Annotated in this window: 18 protein-coding genes; 1 reads left to right on the forward strand and 17 read right to left on the reverse strand. The window is 66.7% G+C overall.

Annotated elements, in window-relative coordinates; genetic code table 11:
* Nucleotides 1-7: 7 nt before the first annotated feature.
* The 10 genes from HKW67_RS06445 to HKW67_RS06490 all read right to left on the reverse strand — a co-directional run bounded on the left by HKW67_RS06445 (nt 8) and on the right by HKW67_RS06490 (nt 11374).
* Nucleotides 8-2296: an SH3 domain-containing protein gene (locus HKW67_RS06445; protein ID WP_206044625.1), complete on the reverse strand. Its 2289-nt coding sequence runs from the start codon at nt 2294-2296 to the stop codon at nt 8-10.
* Between the two features lie 174 nt (nt 2297-2470).
* The gene (locus HKW67_RS06450; protein ID WP_171224598.1) at nt 2471-4027 is read right to left on the reverse strand and encodes a vWA domain-containing protein; all 1557 of its coding nucleotides are present in this window, start codon (nt 4025-4027) and stop codon (nt 2471-2473) included.
* A complete protein-coding gene (locus tag HKW67_RS06455; RefSeq protein ID WP_171224599.1) occupies nt 4024-5085 on the reverse strand; it encodes a VWA domain-containing protein in 1062 nt (353 codons plus the stop codon). The genes HKW67_RS06450 and HKW67_RS06455 overlap by 4 nt, the downstream gene beginning before the upstream one ends.
* A complete protein-coding gene (locus HKW67_RS06460; protein WP_171224600.1) occupies nt 5082-6212 on the reverse strand; it encodes a hypothetical protein in 1131 nt (376 codons plus the stop codon). Before HKW67_RS06460 ends, HKW67_RS06455 begins: the two co-directional genes overlap by 4 nt.
* Nucleotides 6212-7258: a DUF58 domain-containing protein gene (locus HKW67_RS06465; RefSeq protein ID WP_230981140.1), complete on the reverse strand. Its 1047-nt coding sequence runs from the start codon at nt 7256-7258 to the stop codon at nt 6212-6214. The genes HKW67_RS06460 and HKW67_RS06465 overlap by 1 nt, the downstream gene beginning before the upstream one ends.
* 5 nt (nt 7259-7263) lie before the next feature.
* Nucleotides 7264-8238 (reverse strand): AAA family ATPase, encoded by a 975-nt coding sequence (locus HKW67_RS06470; protein ID WP_206044626.1) that lies wholly within the window; start codon nt 8236-8238, stop codon nt 7264-7266.
* Between the two features lie 111 nt (nt 8239-8349).
* Nucleotides 8350-9411: a pseudouridine synthase gene (locus HKW67_RS06475; RefSeq protein ID WP_171224601.1), complete on the reverse strand. Its 1062-nt coding sequence runs from the start codon at nt 9409-9411 to the stop codon at nt 8350-8352.
* The gene (gene scpB, locus HKW67_RS06480) at nt 9408-9962 is read right to left on the reverse strand and encodes an SMC-Scp complex subunit ScpB (RefSeq protein WP_171224602.1); all 555 of its coding nucleotides are present in this window, start codon (nt 9960-9962) and stop codon (nt 9408-9410) included. The genes HKW67_RS06475 and scpB overlap by 4 nt, the downstream gene beginning before the upstream one ends.
* Nucleotides 9937-10686 (reverse strand): segregation and condensation protein A, encoded by a 750-nt coding sequence (locus HKW67_RS06485; protein WP_171224603.1) that lies wholly within the window; start codon nt 10684-10686, stop codon nt 9937-9939. Before HKW67_RS06485 ends, scpB begins: the two co-directional genes overlap by 26 nt.
* 7 nt (nt 10687-10693) lie before the next feature.
* Nucleotides 10694-11374, reverse strand: a complete 681-nt coding sequence (locus tag HKW67_RS06490; RefSeq protein WP_171224604.1) for a site-2 protease family protein — start codon at nt 11372-11374, stop codon at nt 10694-10696.
* Between the two features lie 272 nt (nt 11375-11646).
* Here HKW67_RS06490 and rpsT point away from each other — a divergent pair, with 272 nt between their 5' ends.
* Nucleotides 11647-11895: a 30S ribosomal protein S20 gene (rpsT, locus tag HKW67_RS06495; protein WP_171224605.1), complete on the forward strand. Its 249-nt coding sequence runs from the start codon at nt 11647-11649 to the stop codon at nt 11893-11895.
* 79 nt (nt 11896-11974) lie between these two features.
* Here the strand turns inward: rpsT and HKW67_RS06500 are convergent, their stop codons facing one another.
* From HKW67_RS06500 to HKW67_RS06530, 7 genes are all read right to left on the reverse strand, one after another.
* Nucleotides 11975-13102: a hypothetical protein gene (locus HKW67_RS06500; protein WP_171224606.1), complete on the reverse strand. Its 1128-nt coding sequence runs from the start codon at nt 13100-13102 to the stop codon at nt 11975-11977.
* 101 nt (nt 13103-13203) lie between these two features.
* Entirely contained in the window at nt 13204-13911 is a 708-nt protein-coding gene (locus tag HKW67_RS06505) for a class II aldolase/adducin family protein (protein ID WP_171224607.1), read from the reverse strand.
* A gap of 7 nt (nt 13912-13918) precedes the next feature.
* Nucleotides 13919-15205, reverse strand: a complete 1287-nt coding sequence (locus tag HKW67_RS06510; protein WP_171224608.1) for a dihydroorotase — start codon at nt 15203-15205, stop codon at nt 13919-13921.
* A complete protein-coding gene (locus HKW67_RS06515; RefSeq protein WP_171224609.1) occupies nt 15202-16161 on the reverse strand; it encodes an aspartate carbamoyltransferase catalytic subunit in 960 nt (319 codons plus the stop codon). Before HKW67_RS06515 ends, HKW67_RS06510 begins: the two co-directional genes overlap by 4 nt.
* Nucleotides 16162-16165: 4 nt before the next feature.
* Nucleotides 16166-16717: a bifunctional pyr operon transcriptional regulator/uracil phosphoribosyltransferase PyrR gene (gene pyrR, locus HKW67_RS06520; RefSeq protein WP_171224610.1), complete on the reverse strand. Its 552-nt coding sequence runs from the start codon at nt 16715-16717 to the stop codon at nt 16166-16168.
* A 46-nt stretch (nt 16718-16763) separates the two neighbouring features.
* Nucleotides 16764-17243: a hypothetical protein gene (locus HKW67_RS06525; RefSeq protein ID WP_171224611.1), complete on the reverse strand. Its 480-nt coding sequence runs from the start codon at nt 17241-17243 to the stop codon at nt 16764-16766.
* A 222-nt stretch (nt 17244-17465) separates the two neighbouring features.
* Complete coding sequence (locus HKW67_RS06530; protein WP_171224612.1) at nt 17466-18692, reverse strand: ATP-grasp domain-containing protein; 1227 nt, start codon at nt 18690-18692, stop codon at nt 17466-17468.
* Between the last annotated feature and the right edge of the window lie 27 nt (nt 18693-18719).

Raw genomic sequence — 18719 nt, forward strand, 5'->3', positions numbered from 1 at the left:
CGACAAGCTATCGAATGACAGCCGGCGAGACGAGCGGAATGGTGCGTTGCGCCGGCAGCCAGCCGCGACGTCCGTCGGCGTGCAACACCTTGAGCCAGCCGTCACCAGCGTCTTCGACGCGCACGACGTCACCGGTGGCGACACCACCCATCGCGTTCGCGTCATTGCCCGGCGCGGTACGCATCGTTTCGGGCCGGCGCACGACCAGCACGCCGGTGGCATCGAGCTCCCGGAATCCCCACGCCGCAGCAGCACCGGTGCCCACCGCGAGCAGCAGCGCGAACACGGCGGCCGTGGAAGCGAATCCCATCCACGCCGACGCATCGCCACCGCGGCTTCGTGCGCGCACGACGGCAAGCAGACTCCATCCCAGCAGCCACGCGGCGATCGAGGTCAGCACGAGCGCCGGCACGGGAATCATGGGAACTTCGGCGACTCCGCCGCGCGCACCCGCGGGCAGCGATGTCAGTCGCTCCTGCAGATCGACGGCGACGGGTTCGAGTCGTGCAGCACGTTGCCATGCGATCACGGCCGAAACGGTATCTCCGGCGGCCCAGGCGGCGGCCCCCCAATTGGCAAGCAGATCAGCGTCGGCAGAGCGTGCATCCACGGCCTCGGCAAACAGTTCGGCCGCGCGAGAATACTGGCGCTGTGCGTAGAGATCCGTCGCGCGCGTCACCGTGGCCTCGAGGGCACCTCGATCGGGAACAGACGGCGCCGGAGTGGCCTGCACCGGTGTGGAGATCGTCGGTGTGACCTGCATGGCCGCGCTCGTGCGCGGTGCTGCGGCGACCGCAGCGCCCCCCAGTGCGACGAACAGCGCAAAGCGTGCCTGTGCGTGCCGGGCACTGCGAATGGCGCGCGCGTGGGTAACGGCCTCGGTGTCGATGCGGGCAAGCAGCGCGTCGGCACGCGCGGTGAGGTCAGCGCGACCGGTCACCGGCCCGGGCACATCGCTGAAGCCCTGTTCGGCCAGCGCATCGAGCAGCGTGAGCAAAGCCTTGGTGGTGTCGCGCGTGACACCACGACGTCGCACGGTGCGCTCGACGTCGCGCCGCGACACGAGTTCCTGCGGTGAGACGTTCAATCGCTGCGCGAGCGAGCCGAGCAACGTGCGCCGCGTGTAGCGCGCATGGTCGCCGTCATCATCACTGACGACCCGCGGAGCAGCCGCGCCGGCCCCTCCCTCGGCCGCGGCGTTCCGTGCGCGACGGGCGCCACCGACGCGCCCACCAATCACGATCGCGAGCCAGGGGAGCGGCGCCAACAGCAACAGGGCAGCGAGCGGCACGCGCCAGGCGGCCAACTTCACGGCCAGCGACTCGGTCGAGGCGCCACGCCACTGGCGGAGCGGGACCACTGATACGTTGTCGCCTTCAGCGGCGGCGGCGAGCGTGCCGTCGTCGACCGAGAGAGCGCTCGGGGTGGTTTCTGCGTAGGCGTATTGGCCGCGATACGGATCGAAGTAGCTGTAGCGCAGCGTGGGGACTTCGACACTCCCGGCCTGCGTCGGGGTGAGAATCCAATCAAACTCCTTATAGCCGCGCACCATCGCGCCGCTCGTGTCCACGCTGACGCGCTCGGTGCCCGGCACGGTGGAGGCCCATGACACTTCGAGCACCGGGCGCGGCAGCAGCTTCACATTGCCGGTGCCGTCCACGCGCATGGTCAGTACCAGCGGATCGCCGACGCGCGCGGTGGACGAATCGAGTTTCACCGACGCGCGCAGAACACCGACGGCGCCTGTGTAGTCCTGCGGACGGCCAGCGTCGGGCAGCGGCTTCACGACCAGCTGCGCACTCTCGGCCCGCACGATGTAGCGCTCTTCGCGGCTGAAGTAGCTGGACGATTGCGGCAGCGTGTAGCTGAGTTGCGGTGCCGGCACCATGAGCGTGCCCGGCGCCACGGCAAAGAGCGCGCGCTGAAACACGTGCGCCTCGAAGGTGCCGCCGCCGTAGCTGCGCGGCGCGACACGACGCGGTGTGCCGAGCTCGTAGGCCAACAGCCCTCGCAACTCCGGGGGCAGGAACTCCGGATTGCGGCGCAGCCGAGCGCGCGCCGACTCGCTGAGCAGCACCGCCACTTGATAGGTGACCTGCTGCCCGACGTACACCGTGTCGGGAAACGTGGCGGCATGAAAGTCGATCGGGCGAGTGCCGTTGGCCTGCAGGCGATCGAGGATGGCGGTAGGCGACGGCTGCGCGCGTAGCGTGGCCGTCGCGGGGAACCGCATCGCGAGACCGCTCACGAGCGCGAGAACGAACCGAACATGCCGCCGCAGGCGCGCGTGTTGCATACACGAAGCTCGCATCACCAGTCCTTTCCTCCCGGCGGTGTGCGGCCCTGTCGCTGCTTACGCCCCTGTACGTCGCGCTCTTCGCGCGCTGCGCTGTTGAGGAGTGCTTCGGCCTGCTTCTGGTCGAGCCCACCCTGATTCTGCGGCTGCTCGTCCTGCTTGTCGTTTTGCGAGTCACCACCGCCGCCCCCCCCCGCCGCCCCCGCCCTGCGGAGGCGGCGTCTTGCGGAGCGCGAGCTCGTAGTTCCACTTGGCGTCGGCATCGACGGGGCGATCGGTGAGGAACGCCCGATACGCCGCGCGCGCTGCCGCAAAGGATGCTTCGGCTTCGGGGTTCTGCGGCGCGCGTCCCATCACGAGCGACGCATAGCCGGCATTGAAGCGGGCACGCATGCGCGTCTCGCCATCGCTGTCGCGTCGCACCATCTCCAGCAACTCGGCGGCGGCTTTGAGCGAATCGGCGCCTATGAGCGCGGTGCCCAGATTGTAGCGCGTGCGCACGGTCGTATCGCCGCTGGCCATCTGCGCGCGGTAACCGGCGATGGCCGCGGCGACGTTGCCTTCGGCGAACAATGCCGCCGGATCGGGTGCTTGTTTGCACGACATGAGCGCGACAGGCAGCGCGATCAACAACAGCTGCACCACCTGCGGCATCGTCGATGGGACCGAAGACCGCGCGTCGTCGCGATCCTTCATGGCGTCGCGCGACACTCGCCGGCGCGTGAGTAACCACGTGTCGTAGGCCAGCAGTGCCAGCGCGGGGAGCAGCAGCCACAGATACCGCGGCACGTGATCCTCGCGCGAATCCACCTTGCGCTTCGCGGTTCGCAGCGAACGCAGCGCGCCGCGTACACGCGTAGCCTTGTCGGACGCTTCGGCGGGAATGAAGGTGCCGCCGGCGGCCTTGGCGGCGTCTTCGAGCAGTTCGGGCGAGTAGCGTGTGATCACCACCTTCCCTTCGTCGTCGCGCTTCTCTCGCGTGACGGAGCCATCCTGAATGGGGATCGTGCTGCCCTGTGCGGTGCCGAAACCGACGGTCACCAGGCTCACGCCTTTCACGCCCGCTTCGGTGGCCGCGGCCTTGACGTCTTCGGCCGGTTCGAAGGCCTCGCCATCCGTCATGAGCACGAGCGCGCGATCGGCACTGCCGTCACTGGCCAACAGGAGTTCAGTGCCCTGGCGAATGGCGCGGGCAATCGAGCTGCCCGCCTGCCCCACGACCGACGGATCGAGATTATCGAGGAAGAGTTCGATGGCTCCGTCGTCGCTGGTGAGCGGCGTGAGGATGTAACTGCGGCCGGCGAAGGCGATCAGCGCGACACGATCGGCCTGCGACATCGCGCGCAGGCGACGCACTTCCTGCTTCACCCGTTCCAGTCGCGACGGCCGTTCATCGGGCGCCATCATGGACAGCGACGCATCGATCGCGATGGCCATGTCGATGCCACGCGCGCTCACCGGTCCGTGGGCGAGTCCCCAGCGCGGCCCCGATAGCGCGAGTCCCGCGAGGAAGGCAAGAAGCACGAGCCGCACGGTGCGGCCGCCTTCGTCGGGGTCGGTGATCATGACCAGCCGACGCAGCGCCGACGACTCGGCGTAGCGCGCGAGGCGGACGCGTCGCTGCCGTGTGCGCACCGACCGCATCCACCAGACCACCAGTGGTAGGAGCAGCGCCGCGAGCAGCAACCACGGCACGTCGAAGACCAGGGGAGGGAGCGTGCCGAGATTCATGGCAGCACTCCGCGCCGGGCGCGTAAGGCGAGTTCGCCGAGCAGCGCGGCCAGCCCGAACAGGAGCGGCCAGCGGAAGCGCTCGGTGTAGCGGATGTACGCGCGCGCTTCGACGATGGAGCGTTCGAGCGCGTCGATCTGTTCGTAGATGCTCTGCAGCGCCTGGGCGTCCTTGGCGCGGAAGTAGCGACCGCCGGTGTTCGTGGCGATCTCGGTGAGGAGCGCTTCGTCGATTTTCACCGGGCGATTCTCGTAGCGCAGCCCGAACAATCCGCGGCCGACGGGCACCGCAGCCATACCTTCGCTGCCCACGCCAATGGCGTAGATGCGAATGCCGAAGGTCCCGGCGGCCTGGGCCGCGGTGCGCGGATCGATGGCGCCGCGGTTGTTCTCACCGTCGGTGAGCAGCACCATCACGCGTGACCGACCGGGTGCGGTGCGCAGCCGATTGGCCGCTGTGGCGATGGCGGTGCCGATGGCGGTGCCGTCTTCGAGCTGACCGACCTGCAGATTGTCGATGGCGGTGAGGACCACAGGGTAGTCGGTGGTAAGCGGCACCTGCGTGAGCGCTTCACCGGAGAAAGCGACGAGCCCCACGCGGTCGGATTTCCGGCCGACGACAAAGCGCTTCACCTTCTCCTTGGCGACTTCGATGCGATTCTGCGGCTGAAAGTCTTCGGCGAGCATGGAGCTCGAGATGTCGACGACCAGCGCGATATCGATGCCTTCACTCGACACGCGTTCGGCCCGCGCGCCTGATCGCGGTTGCGCGGCGGCCACGATGAACCCAGCCAGCGCGAGTGACCGCAGCCACGGCAACCAGCGCACCCACGACAGCGACGGTCGCGGTCCGAGACCGAGCACGGAGGCACGCGAAAACGGGATGGCACGCTGCGGCGCGGCACGGCGACGCCACCACGACCAGAGCGGCAGGAGCAGCAACAGCAAGAGCAGCGCCGGGTGCGCGAAGTTGATGCCGAAGAGCGACCACGAGTCGGGGCTGAGCGAGCCACTGAACTCGCTGATGAATTCGCGGAACCAATCGACGGCGCGGTTCATGTCGCCCCTGCCTTCGGTCGGCGCGACTTGCGACGCGCGTCGTCCTCTTCCTTCTGCTTCGCGTCACGCTCGGCCTTGGCGGCCGCCGCACGGGCGGCTTCCACGGCGGCTCGACGAGCGCGTTCGGCCGCCTCGACGTGGTCAACGACGGCGCGCGCGTCGGCAGCCAGTTCGCGGGCACGTGTGCCGGAGACGACACGACGGGCGAATTTGATGCCATCGCCGTCGGCCATCAACGAGATGAGCCGATCGCGCGGAATGCGCTCGTCATCGGCGACGACGTCGATCAACTCGGAGCTGGTGAGCGACAGCACGGCCAGCGGATTTCGCAGGACGAGGTAGGTGCGCACCACGTCGATGGCGAGCGCGACATAGCGCCCACGCTCACCGGCATCGGCGAGGGCCAATCGGTCCAATCGGTCGAAGTCGTGCACCGCGCGCGCGTACGGATCGAGCGACGTGGGCACGGTCGTCGCGGCGCGTTTGCGACGGCGCTTGAGGAGCCACCACAGCAAAGCGAGCGCCGCGAGCACCAGCAGCGCCGGCCACCAGCGTTGCCACCACGGCACCACCCGCGGGAAGAGATCACGCGGAGGCTTGGGTTTGTGCATCGAGGTATCGCCGGGCAATACCGACTTCACGAACACGTTGGCGTCGACGAGCGGCACCTTGAGCGTGGTCGACCCGTAGCGCACGGTCGCGTCTTTGAGACCGATCGGGAGCACGCCGACGTTCCAGGCCGCGAGGGCGTACTCGGCCCGTTCCGTGCGACCACCGGCGCGCATCGACTCCTGCCTCACCTTGGTGGGCGCACGGCTTACGACCATGGCCGTGGAATCATCGAGCGTCGGCCACTCGATGCGCGCACCTTCCGGTACGACCACGGTCACGATGAGCGTAAACGGATCACCCACTTCGATCGTGTCGGGACGCACCAGAAAGCCAGCTTTGACGCGGGATCCCGTCGGCGGCGTGAGGACACCGCGCGAGACCGGTGGCGCCGGCTGCGCCGCCGCGGCGGAGTTCCACCATGTGGCGTGCGATGCCGCGGCGAACGCGAACAGCGCCGTAAGGCGCACCGCCGCACGGCGCACCGCCAAAAGGCGAATGGACAAGACACGTCGCATCAGCGGCTCCGCTGATCGGCCACGGACACCGGCGCGATCGGCGCGCGCACCGGCGCGGCCGTGCCGGCGGCATCACCCATCGCCCCGCGCGGTCCGGTGCGCACCGCGCCATGTGGGCGACGAGTACGTGCGCGGAAGAACGACAAGAGCGCATCGACGTAGCCGTGCTCGGTATGCACCACGATCTCGTCGAGCCCCAGACGGCCGAACAGCTTGCGCCGCAGCGTATCCTCGGCGCCGACCTGCTTGGCGAAGGCGGCGCGTACCGACGGATGCGACGTGTCGATCTCGATGACCTCGCCCGACTCGGGATCCTGCAATCGCGCGGGGCCGATATCGGGCAGCACACGCTCCGACGGATCTTCGAGGGTCACGGCAATGACGTCGTGTCGTTGCGCGAGTCGCGCCAGCGGCTTCTCGAGATCATCGGCGAGGAAGTCCGACGCGAAGAAGACGACCGAGCGATGCGGCAGCAGACGCATCAGGCGATCGACCGCCACCGCCACTGAGGTTCCACGACCGACCGGGCTGGTGGTCATGAGATCGCGGATGAGACGCAACGCGTGCTTGCGCCCTTTTCGGGCCGGCAACGCATGTTCGACGCGATCGGAGAACATGAGCAGACCCACGCGATCGTTGTTGCGCGTGGCGGCGAGGGCCAGCACGCCGGCCATCTCGATCGCGAGTTCATGCTTGAAGTGGGCGCGCGTGCCGAAGCGCGACGAACCGGACATATCGATCACGAGCATGATCGTGAGCTCGCGCTCTTCGACATAGCGCTTGACGAACGGGCGTCCCATGCGGGCTGACACATTCCAGTCGATCGAGCGGACTTCGTCGCCGGGCTGATACTCGCGGACCTCGGCGAACTCCATGCCCTGCCCTTTGAACAGCGAGCGGTACTCACCGGCGAACCGCGAGTCGACGAGACGCCGCGTACGCACCTCGATGCGACGCACCTGCCGCAGCACTTCAGCCGGTGCCACCGACATGGGTGACACGGCGGCGGGTACGCCAGGCTGCGCAGACGGGTCGGACTTCGCCACGGCGATCAGGGCGCTTCGACGACGGCGAGCAGACGCGAAACGATGGTGTCGCTGGTGACGCCTTCGGCATCGGCCTCGAACGACGTCAACACGCGGTGCCGGAGTACGTCGGGCGCGATGCTCTTCACGTCGTCGGGCGTGACGAACGCCCGGCCGCGCAAGAAGGCATGGGCCCGGGCCGCCTGCGCGAGTGAAATCGTGGCGCGCGGCGACGCGCCGAACTCGATGAGCGGGCGCAGATCGGCCGCGCCGACATCAGCCGGCGAGCGCGTGGCGTGAACGAGATCGACGATGTAGTCCACGATGCGCTCGTCCATGTACAGCTCGGAGATGCGACGGCGGGCATCGAGCAGTTCTTCCGGCGAGGCGATCGGATTGACCACGATGCTTTCACCACCTGCCATACGACGAAGGATTTCCTTCTCCTCGGCGCGGGTGGGATAACCGACCCGCAGCTTCATCATGAAGCGGTCGACCTGCGCCTCGGGCAGCGGATACGTGCCTTCCTGCTCGATGGGATTCTGCGTGGCCAACACGAGAAACGGCTCGGCCAGACGATAGGTGGTGCCACCGATCGTGACCTGCTTTTCCTGCATCGCCTCGAGCAGGGCCGCCTGCACCTTGGCCGGGGCGCGATTGATTTCGTCGGCGAGGATGATGTTGGCGAAGATCGGCCCGTGTTTGACGCGGAACTCGCCGGTGGGCTGGTCGAAGATCTGCGTGCCGACGACGTCGGCGGGCAGCAGATCGGGGGTGAACTGGATGCGCTGGAAGCTCGTGCGCACCGTTTCGGCGAGGGTGCGCACGGTGAGCGTCTTCGCGAGCCCCGGCACGCCTTCCAGGAGCACGTGACCGCCGGTGAGGAGCGCGATCAGCAAGCGCTCCACCATGTATTCCTGTCCGACGATTCGCTTGGCAACTTCGCGCAGGACACCCTGCACCAGGGCCGCGTCCTGCGACGCGGCAACGCTCGTGGTCACGATCTGCTGCTCCTCTTTTTGGTGGCTCGTTCCGTCGAGCATACCCGACAGCGTCCGGTCTGCTCCCTTTCGGGGTTCCCTCATGTGCCCAGTTGGCACGTTCCGACGGCTTTACTTGCCGCCGACCATGAGGGCTTCGAGTACTTCGCGCTCGGTGCTGTTGAGTGCCCGGGCGCCGCCCGACGGCAGATCCCCGAGCCGCACAGGACCGAACCGCGTGCGCACGAGGCGCTCCACTTCGAGTTCAAGCGCATCACAGAGGCGACGGACTTCATGCGTCTTGCCTTCGGCGATGGTGATCTCGAGGGCCCAACGGCGTCCGCCGAGCGGATGGGCGACGACTTCTCGGGGAACGACCAGCCCGTCTTCAAGCTGGACACCGCGACGGGCGACCTTGGCGGCAGTCACGGCATCCCCGCGCACCGTGGCGACGTAGGTGCGCTCCACCTCATTGCTGGGGTGCGTGAGCGCATGCGCGGCGCGGCCATCGGTGGTGAGCAGGAGCACGCCTTCGGTCATGAAGTCGAGGCGCCCGACGTAGACGAGCCCCGGGACGTCGTCGACGAGATCGAACACGGTCGTGCGTCCCTCGGGATCCTTGCGGGTCGTCATGACCGCGGCCGGCTTGTGGATCACGATCCAGGTATGCGACGTCACGCGCGTGATGACGGGCGTCCCGTCGAGCGTGATGACGTCGCGAAACGGATCGACGACCTGTCCGACGGTGGCGATGGAGCCGTTCACGTGGACGCGACCCTCGGCTACCGCCTGATCGGCGCCACGGCGCGATACGACGCCGGCGCGGGCGAGGGCCCGCTGGACCCGCATGGGGCCTTCGCGATCGGCCTTGACTGTGCCACCGGCCTTTGACGGCGGTGCTTCGGCTGAGCGCTGCGGCTTGACGCGACGCTTGGAAGAGCCGGCCTCGCTGCGATCGCGCACGGGCTTCTCGCGTGGCGTGGACTCGCGTGACTCGGCGCTACGCGATTCCGCATCGCGTACGCTGCGCTCACGGGGCGGCTTGGGCTTGGCGACCGATGGCACGCCACGCTTGTCGTTGGCGGCGCGGGCGGCCGCTCCGCGAGCGGACGGTCCCTTGGGGGTCTTCTTCTGCGTGCCGCGGCGGTACTCGCCCTTCTTCTCGGCCGCCGTCTTCTTCGGGGGCTTGGTCACTCCGGCACGACGGCTGTGTTACCGGCGCCACGCAGGGCAATCGCCAACTCATCGGCGCGCGGGAGTTCTTCCAGGTGTCGCAACGCAAACTGCTCGAGGAACTGAGAGGTGGTTCCGTACAGCAGCGGACGGCCGATGCCCTCGCTGCGCCCAACGATGTCGATGAGCCCGCGCTCGTGGAGCGACTTCAGCACGGAGCCTACGGCGACGCCGCGGATTTCTTCGATTTCAGCTCGGCCGATGGGCTGGCGATACGCGATGATGGCCAGCGTTTCGAGCGCGGCAGCGGAGAGTCGCTGCGGACGGACCGCTACTTGCGCGCGCTCGATGGCTTCGGCGAATTCGGCGCGCGTGAGGACCTGCCAGCCGCCTCCCTGCTCGACCAGTTCGACGCCATGTCCATCGACGTCGTAGTGCTCGCGCAGTTCGTCGAGGGCCGCGGCTACCGCGGCGGGACTCGATTCGACGTCCAACGCCGCCAGCGCTTCCATGGCGATGGGGCGCGGGGCGGCGAACAGGGCGGCTTCAAGCAGCTTCGCTAACGGCGTCACGACGGATCTCCACAGAGGCGAAGGCGTGATGCTGCGCGATCCGCAGTTCACCGAGCTTCGCCATTTCAAGCAACGCGAGCAGGACTGACAGAATCTGCCAGGGCTCGGCGTCACGACCAACCATATCGAACCACCGGGCCGAACGGCGCATGGCGAGCACCGCACGGACCGTGACCATCGCGCCGGCGACATCGAGCGCACGCGGGATGACCTCGTGCAGGGCCGGTTCCTTGGTCGTGCGCAGCACGCGGTCGACGGCGGCCAGCAACTCGCCGAGCGAGAGCGAGAGCGGCGCGTTGATGGGCGTGATATCCGCCGCCTGCGGCACCCAACGACGCGGGAACTGGTGCCGACGCTCCTCGCCCCGACGCTCGAGGAGATCGACGACTTCGCGCATCTGCTGGTACTCGAGCAGTCGGCGCACGAGCTCAGCGCGGGGATCCTCCCACGCTTCCTCGCCATCGGCTCGCGGGAGCAGCATCTGCGCCTTGATGCGAAGCAGCCGGGCGGCCATCTCGAGATAATCGGCCGCTTCATCGAGTCCGAGCGTACTGATGCGCGCCAGGAACTGCTCGGCGATCCGGGCAATCGGGATGTCGTAAATGTCGAGCTGTTCGTCGCGGATGAGCGACAGCAACAGATCGAGCGGGCCCGTGAAGTGGCTCAGCTCGACGACAAAGGAGGGCGCCGTGGTTTCGGCGTGGCGGAAATTCGGAGCGATCACGCGGCCTTCACGCGAAGGGGTTGGGCAGCATGTACGGGAAGTAGAACTGCTCGGCCAGCGCTCGCAGAATGTATGCGGGTGCCAGCCAGATATTCACGAGCGGCCGGGCGAATGAGAGCACGGCGAAGAGCAACAGCAGTCCGACTCCTCCGAGGCGCTGATACTGGAGCGACCACTTCGGTGGGAGCAGATACTTGAAGACGTGCGATCCATCGAGCGGCGGAATCGGGATCAGATTGAACGCCGCGAGAATCAAGTTGATGAAGATACCGGCGGCGAGCATTTGTTGCAGCACGCCGAGGGGGCGAATCAGTGAGGGAAGATACTGTCCGAGCAGGCCAACGCCGACAATCAGCGGCACTATCAGGAGCGCGATCAGGACATTGGTGGCAACACCGGCCAGCGAGACGATGATATCGCCCCGGCGGTAGTGCCGATAATTCCGCGGGTTGACCGGGACCGGCTTGGCGCCGCCGAAGATCGGCGCACCGATAAGCGCGAGCATGACCGGGAGAATGATGGTCATGAACGGATCGATGTGCTTGAGGGGATTCCAGGTGAGGCGCCCGAGCTGATACGCCGTCATATCCCCTTGCTTGAACGCCGCATAGCCGTGCGCATACTCGTGGGCGACCATCGAGAAGAGCAGCACAGGTGCGATGAGGACGAGTTGCTGTGTAGAATCCACCGCAGCGGCGATTGGGAAGGGGCGTCCGGAGGGCGGCGAAGGGCCGGTTCCGGTCTACCCGCGCAGGACGCGAATGCAAGCAAGTGCGAATCGGAAGGTAGCCCAGGTCGGGTCGGGTGTCAAAGCGACGACGACGGCCTGAGATGCGGGGGGTTCTTGACCGCTGGCCCCTTTGCGGGTATGTTTTCCGGTCTATCCGCAGTGGCCTGAGGCGATGCCTCACCTCACTGTCGTTTTCGAACTTACCGATTCTACCTGCTGGGGAGTTTTCCGTGCCGAATATCAAGTCCGCGAAGAAGGACCTGCGGAAGTCGCGTGCGGCTGCAGTGCGCAATCGTGCTCAGCGTTCGGCGCTGCGTACGGCCGTCAAGCGGGCGAAGCTCGCCGCTGCTGCTGCCGATGATCGCCTGTCTGCCGTTTCGCTGCTTGATCGTGCGGCGCGCAAGGGACTCATCCATCGCAACGCCGCTGCTCGTCAGAAGAGCAAGCTGGCGAAGGCTGCCAACGCCGCGGCCGCGTAAGCTTCGCGACATCTGCGGTACAACGAAGGGCCGGACTCACTGAGTCCGGCCCTTCGTCATTTGCGGTCGCTCGCTCGCGTCAGAACGCGGCGAGTTCTCCACCACAACGCTCGCAGTACCACTCGGTGGGCAGGTTCATCGTGCCGCACTCGGTGCAACGCAGGGTCTTGAGTGGCTCGTTGGAGGCTGCCGCCGTCGGGACCGCCGTCGGGACCGACGACACGCCCGGTGACGAACCGGCGGGCGTGGGATCGATGACGGACCGTAGGAACGCGAGGTCATCGAACACGTCACCGGCGTCGACGGGAGCCGAGTTCGCCGGCGTGGCGGTGGCGGTGTTGGCCTGCGGTGCGGACGGCGCGGACATCGACGTGGCGCCGTGGACGTCGAGCTCGACCTCGATGCCTTCGAGGGATCGGGTGAAGGTCGGGTCCGGTGTGCCCGTGCTGTCGGCGAACATGGCCAGGGCATCGTCGAACTCGGTCGAGGACTGGTCGGCCGTCGGCTGTGAGGTTGGCGACGTAGTCGGCACCAGCTCGGGCATCTCGGTCACCAGGCGCACGTCGGACATCACGTCGGGCGTGCCGCCGAACGCGACATCGACGTCGGCAAAGGGTTCCACCTCGAGCGAGACCGGCGGCTCGATCGCCGCCAGATCGCCCGTGGCGAAGAGGGGACGGACCGAATCCATCTCGACCGTCTCGACCGCTTCGACCGCCTCGTCGATCGTGACGTCCTCCGCGGGCGCTTCGACGGCGGCCACCAGCGGTTCGCTGCTGGCGCTCGAGAGCAACGTGCGGATCTCGTCAATTTCCGTGAGCAGGGCGCCGCGCTGTTCGCCGAGTGAGGCGATCTTGGTTTCGACGTCCTGACGGACCGTCTCCCAGCGATCGTCGTCGTACTCACCGACGGCGGTGCGCAGCATGGCTTCGACCCGTTCGTCCTCGAGCGTGGCCAGTTCCGCCTCGAGGGTGCTGAGCCGGCCGTCGAGCTCATCGCCATGCGAGGAGAGCGAGCCAACATGCTCACGAAGCTGCGCCATCACGGCGTCGCGACGCGCCACGTAGTCGCCGTGAACGCGATCAAACACGCGGCTCGGTGTCTCCGCGCGACGCGCGTCGAGCGCGGTCAACCAGTCATCATAGCGTTGCCGCTCGGCAACGAGCGACCGGACTTCGTCGATGGACACTGCGCGAGACTCCGTCATGTGAGGGCGCTGCTGAATGAACGAACCGACTCCAGATGCGAACCAGACGAATATGGCCGAGGTGAATCACGGCCATGTGTGACACAAGTCGCAATGTTACGTCAGGCGCTGTTCGTCCGCGATGCATCCTCGTACCGGGGATGCAGTGAAGCAAGCACGGCCGCTTCGGTTGGGGGGAGCGATTGTGCGCCACCCAACAGCCGCGCCACCGCTAGGATGCGCGCGGATTGCTCCACGCTTTCCATGCGCAGTAAGGCGTCTTCGATCGAGGTGCCGAGGGCGGTGACCCCGTGGTTGGCCAAGAGGAAGACTTCGTGGGTCGCGAGGAACGGACGCATGGCGTCGGCGAGGGCCGGCGTGCCCGGGCGCCCGTAGGGCACCAGCGCGATCGGCCCCACGACGACGGGCAACTCCGGCAAGACGTCCGCCGGCATCGGAATCCCGGCAGCGGCAAACCCGGTGGCTGCCGGGGGATGGGCATGCACGATCGCCTGCACATCGGCGCGAGCCGCATAGCAGGCGAGATGCATCCCCAATTCCGACGAGGCGCGGCGTGTGGTGTCACGCGTGCGGGGGTCACCCGGCAGCGCCTGCGCTCGTTCCTCGTGACAGGGCGTGCCGTCGGCGTGTACCCGGATGACTTGGGTATGGTCGATGGTCCCCTTGTCGACGCCGCTGGCGGTCACCAGAAGATCGCCGTCGGACAGCCGGCAGGAGAGGTTTCCCTCCGCGCCGGCCAGCAGGCCGCGCGCATGCAGGCGCCGGCAGGCGGCGGCGAGCATGACGCGCAGTCCGTGCTCGTCGGTCACCGTCGGCTCAGTCGGCGCGATAGACGACGCGGCCGCCAACGACGGTGAGGCGGGCCTGTCCGGTAAGCTGGTGGCCTCCGTAGGGCGTATTGCGGCCCTTCGACTTGAACGCCTTCGGATCGACAGTCCAGGTACGAGTCGGATCGAAGACGGTGACGTCGCCGAGGCTACCCCGACTGAGCGTGCCGCCCGGGAGATGGAAGACCTTGGCGGGTTTGCAGCTCATCGCGTCGACCAGCTGCGACATGGTCATGATGCCGCGATGCAGCAGATACGTGCAGTTGATGCCGAGCGCGGTTTCGAGACCGACGATGCCATTGGGCGCGTCGGCGAACTCGCGTTCCTTCTCGTCGTAGTGGTGCGGCGCATGATCGGTGACGAGCAGATCGATGGTGCCGTCGGCGAGGCCTTGCTGCAGCGCTTCGACATCGGCCGCGGTGCGCAGCGGCGGATTCATCTTCGCGTTGGTGTTGTAGCCTTCGACCGCATCTTCGGTGAGCGAGATGTGGTGCGAGCACACTTCCGACGTGACGTTGATGCCGCGTTCCTTGCCCCACCGCACGAGCTCCACCGAGCCCTTGGTGCTGAGATGGCACAGGTGGATATGGCCACCGGTACGCTTCGCGAGCAGGATGTCGCGGATGACATAGATCTCTTCGGCTTCGGCGGGAATGCCCTTGAGACCGAGCTTGGCGCTCATGATGCCTTCGTTCATGCTGCCGCCGCGCGCGAGCGTCATGTCCTCGCAGTGTTCGGCGATCGGCACGTTGAACGCGCGCGCGTACTCGAGGGCAGTGCGCATGAGTTGCGCACTTTCCACGGGCTTGCCGTCGTCGCTGAACGCCACCGCTCCCGCCCCGACCATCTCGGCGAGTTCGGCGAGCGTCTCACCCTTCTGCCCGACCGAGATGGCGCCGTACGGATAGACGCGCGCATAGCCAGCGGCCTCTCCCTGACGCTTCACGAAGCCGACCACCGCCTGATTGTCGGTGACGGGCTTGGTGTTCGGCATCGCGCAGACGCCGGTGAATCCACCGGCCGCCGCGCTGTGCGCGCCGGTGGCGATGGTCTCCACGTCTTCTCGGCCCGGTTCGCGCAGATGGATGTGCACATCGATCATGCCGGGCGTGACCACCAGTCCGGTCACGTCGATGACTTCGGCGCCGTCGGGCGTCCCGATGCCACTTCCACACGACTCCACGCGGCCGTCGCGCAGCAGCACGTCACCGATGGTGTCCATTCCCTGCGACGGATCGACAATGCGTCCGCCGCGGAGCAGCAGGTCCCGGCTCATGCGCCTCCCTTCTTCGCCGCTTCGGCGAGTTCCGGCTTGCCGCCGGCAAGCAGATACAGAACGGCCATGCGGACCGCCACGCCATTGGTGACCTGATCGAGGATCACCGAGTGCGGCCCGTCGGCCACGTCACTGTCGATTTCCACGCCGCGATTCATCGGGCCAGGGTGCAGGATGAGAATATCGCGCGGCGCCTTCTCGAGCCGCGCGCGGGTAACGCCATACACGCGATTGTATTCGCGCAACGACGGGATGTAGCCAGCTTGCATGCGCTCGAGCTGCAACCGCAGGACGTTGAACGCATCGGCCCACTCGACCGCTTCTTCGATGCGATCGAACACGGTCACGCCCATCTCGCCGATGGCGTTGGGCAACAGTGAGCGCGGACCGCACACGGCGACTTCAGCGCCGAGCTTGGTGAGGCCCCAGATGTTGGAGCGAGCGACACGCGAGTGGAGCACGTCACCGACGATGCAGATGCGGCGTCCGGTGAGATCCCCAAGGTGATTGCGCAGCGTGAGGATATCGAGGAGCCCCTGCGTGGGGTGCTCGTTCGTCCCATCACCCGCATTGATAACGTTGGACTCGATGCGTTCGGCGAGGAACTGTGCGGCCCCGGATGCACCATGGCGGATGACCACCATGTCGATCTTCATCGCCTCGAGATTGCGCGCCGTATCGACCAGCGTTTCGCCCTTCGAAACGCTCGATCCGGCGGACGCGACGTTGACCGTATCGGCGCTGAGCCGCTTTTCGGCGAACTCGAACGAGATACGGGTGCGCGTGGACGCCTCGAAGAACAGGTTCACGATCGTGGCGCCGCGCAACGTCGGTACCTTCTTGATCGCGCGTTCGGAGATTTCGCGGAACGGAACGGCGGTGTCGAGCACGAGCCGGATCTGATCGGCCGAGAGCGGCGCGAGTCCGAGGAGATCCTTACCGAGCGGGCCGGCCATAGTCTCAGGCCTCGTCGTCGCGCGCGGCGATCAGCACTTCGTCACGTCCGTCAAGTTCCTCGATGAACACGTCGACACGCTGGCCGGGATTCACTTCGACCTTACGGCCGATGACATCGGCATGGATGGGCAACTCGCGACCGCCGCGATCGATCAGCACGGCGAGGGCGATGCGCGCCGGTCGTCCAAAATCCGCCAGTTCGTCGAGTGCTGCGCGGACGGTGCGTCCGGTATAGAGCACATCATCGACGATGACGACGTTCTGGTCGTCGAGCGTCCATGGCAGCTGCGTGGTGCCGACGACGGGACGCGGCCCGACCGTTTGCAGGTCGTCGCGATAGAGCGTGATATCGAGCGCACCGCTGCTGATGTCGACGCCTTCCTGCGCTTTGATGATGCGCACGATGCGCTCGGCGAGTTGCACGCCGCGGCGCTGGATTCCGACGAGCACCAAGTTTTCGGTACCCGCATTCAATTCGACGATCTGGTCGGCCATGCGACGCAGCGTGCGATCAAGCGCGCGGGCATCGAGGACGATGGAAGGCTTTCGAGGCATGGCGACAATATAGCGCGACCATGCCTCTCACACGCCTCTCACATGCTTACCACTCGTGATGGCTGCGCGGCGGCTGCGCGCCAGCGGCCGGCCGCTGCGTCCAGAGCCCGGAGAGCGGCGACAAATGTCGGGCGGCGGTGCGAGCGGCACGCAGGCGAGACTTGTCGATATACGGTATCGTGGACGTCGCGGCATACATCGCGATGTCGGCGGCTGCCTCCATGGTGGCCTGGGCAAATCCGTGTGACCAGTCGGGGCCATACGGGTGCGAGTCGGCGCGCTCCTCGACACCCATTCCAAAGGCCACGCACTTGTCCGCCGCCTCGCGCAGATTCCGGCTGGACGCCAAATGGGCAACGACAACGTGGAAACCGTCGCGACGTCCCATGTGGTACGTCGGCGACTGCAAGGCCTCACCAGCCGGCGGCTCGACAACGCCCGATGCGATTCCCGTAAGCATCACGCACAGCTGCGAGAAGTAGCCACGGATCGGATCAATCGGCGGCTCTTCGAGAATACGGGACATGGCTCTTCCGGCTCGGGTCGTCGCGACGGCCGCCATTCGGCGACTTCGCATACGGGTAAGGGGGCAAGTGACGTGCCGAACCTTTTCAAGCCCATATCCGTGCGATTTCCCTCTCATTCCCCTCTGAACCGTCACAGATGGGTTCGCCACACGTTGCGTAGCTCCCACCATAGGTGAGGCAAGCGCGCTACAGCGGACCCATCCCGGCGACCGGCCTATTCCTTAACCGGCATAGAGGTTCAGGTCGGTGCCGACGGCGTCGGCCATCGCCATCGTGGTCTCCCAATCGGGATGCCGGATCGTGAGATACCCGTCGGACAGCAGGGTGCTCTTCCAATCGCGCCGCGGAGCGCCGATCGGCAGGAGATCCACCACGCAGATCGCGTCCCCGAAACGTTGACGGAGCTGCTCGAGCCCTACGATGCGCTGGATGCGGCCCTGCCCGTGCGCCCGCTTCGTAATGCAGGCGGTGTTGTACTTCCGCTCGATCTTCTGCGAGAAGGTGCCGTGGAGCTCTGCCTCGGCCCACCCGTTGAAGAGATCCATGTCGCCGGAGTAGTTCATCAGATCGACCGTGCGCGCGCCGGGCGGACGGGCCGCCACTTCGCCGAAAACGGCTTCACCGTCAGCCTTGAGATACCACTCCATGTGGGTGAAGCCGGTGTCGTAGCCGAGCACCTTGAGCACTTTCTCACCCATGGCGCGACCGCCGGCCAGCTTCGGATCATCGACGTTCCTGTACGTGAGCGTCTGTGGCGAGATCCACTCGTTGGTCCGGGCGATGAGCGGCCGCGGGCGATAAAAGGCGATATGGAAGTACTTGATGTCGCCGCCCGCGCAGACGGTGTCGTAGGTGTACTCCTCGCCGTCGATGAACTCCTCGACGTCGACGACGGCGATATGCCCGAGCTGCGCGATGGCTTTTGTCACGTCGGCCGCGTCGTCGCAACGGAACGTGTCCATGGAGCCAGCACCGGCGATGGGCTTGATGATGAGCGGATACCCGACCTGCTCGGCTGCGGCCCAGACTTCGGCGGGCGTACTGGCGATCGCGTGATGCGGCACCCGAACGCCGCCTTCGGCGAGCGCCTGCTTCATGAGATCTTTGTTGCGGAATCGGAGCGACTGTTGATACGACTGCCCCGGCACGCCGAGGGCTTCCCGGATCTGCGCTGCGATCTCGACCCCTGGCTCCCACAGACAGCAGACGCGATCCACCGTGCGGGAGCCAAGCCAACGGCGGATCTGCTCGATGGCGACCGTCGGATTCGTGAAGAGATCGGGCGCTTGCAAATAGTCGCTCAGGTGCTGTCGCGCGATGTGCGGCAGATCCTGCACCGACGTGTTCGAGACACCCAACACGGTGGCGCCCTGCTCGGAGAGGCCACGCGTGAAGAGCGGCATTTCACCGGGGAATCCCGGGGTCAGCATCAACACGGTTTTGGACACAGGTCGGTTTCGCAGAAGGTGGAGGGG

The organism is Gemmatimonas groenlandica (assembly GCF_013004105.1).
Taxonomy (GTDB): Bacteria; Gemmatimonadota; Gemmatimonadetes; order Gemmatimonadales; family Gemmatimonadaceae; genus Gemmatimonas; species Gemmatimonas groenlandica.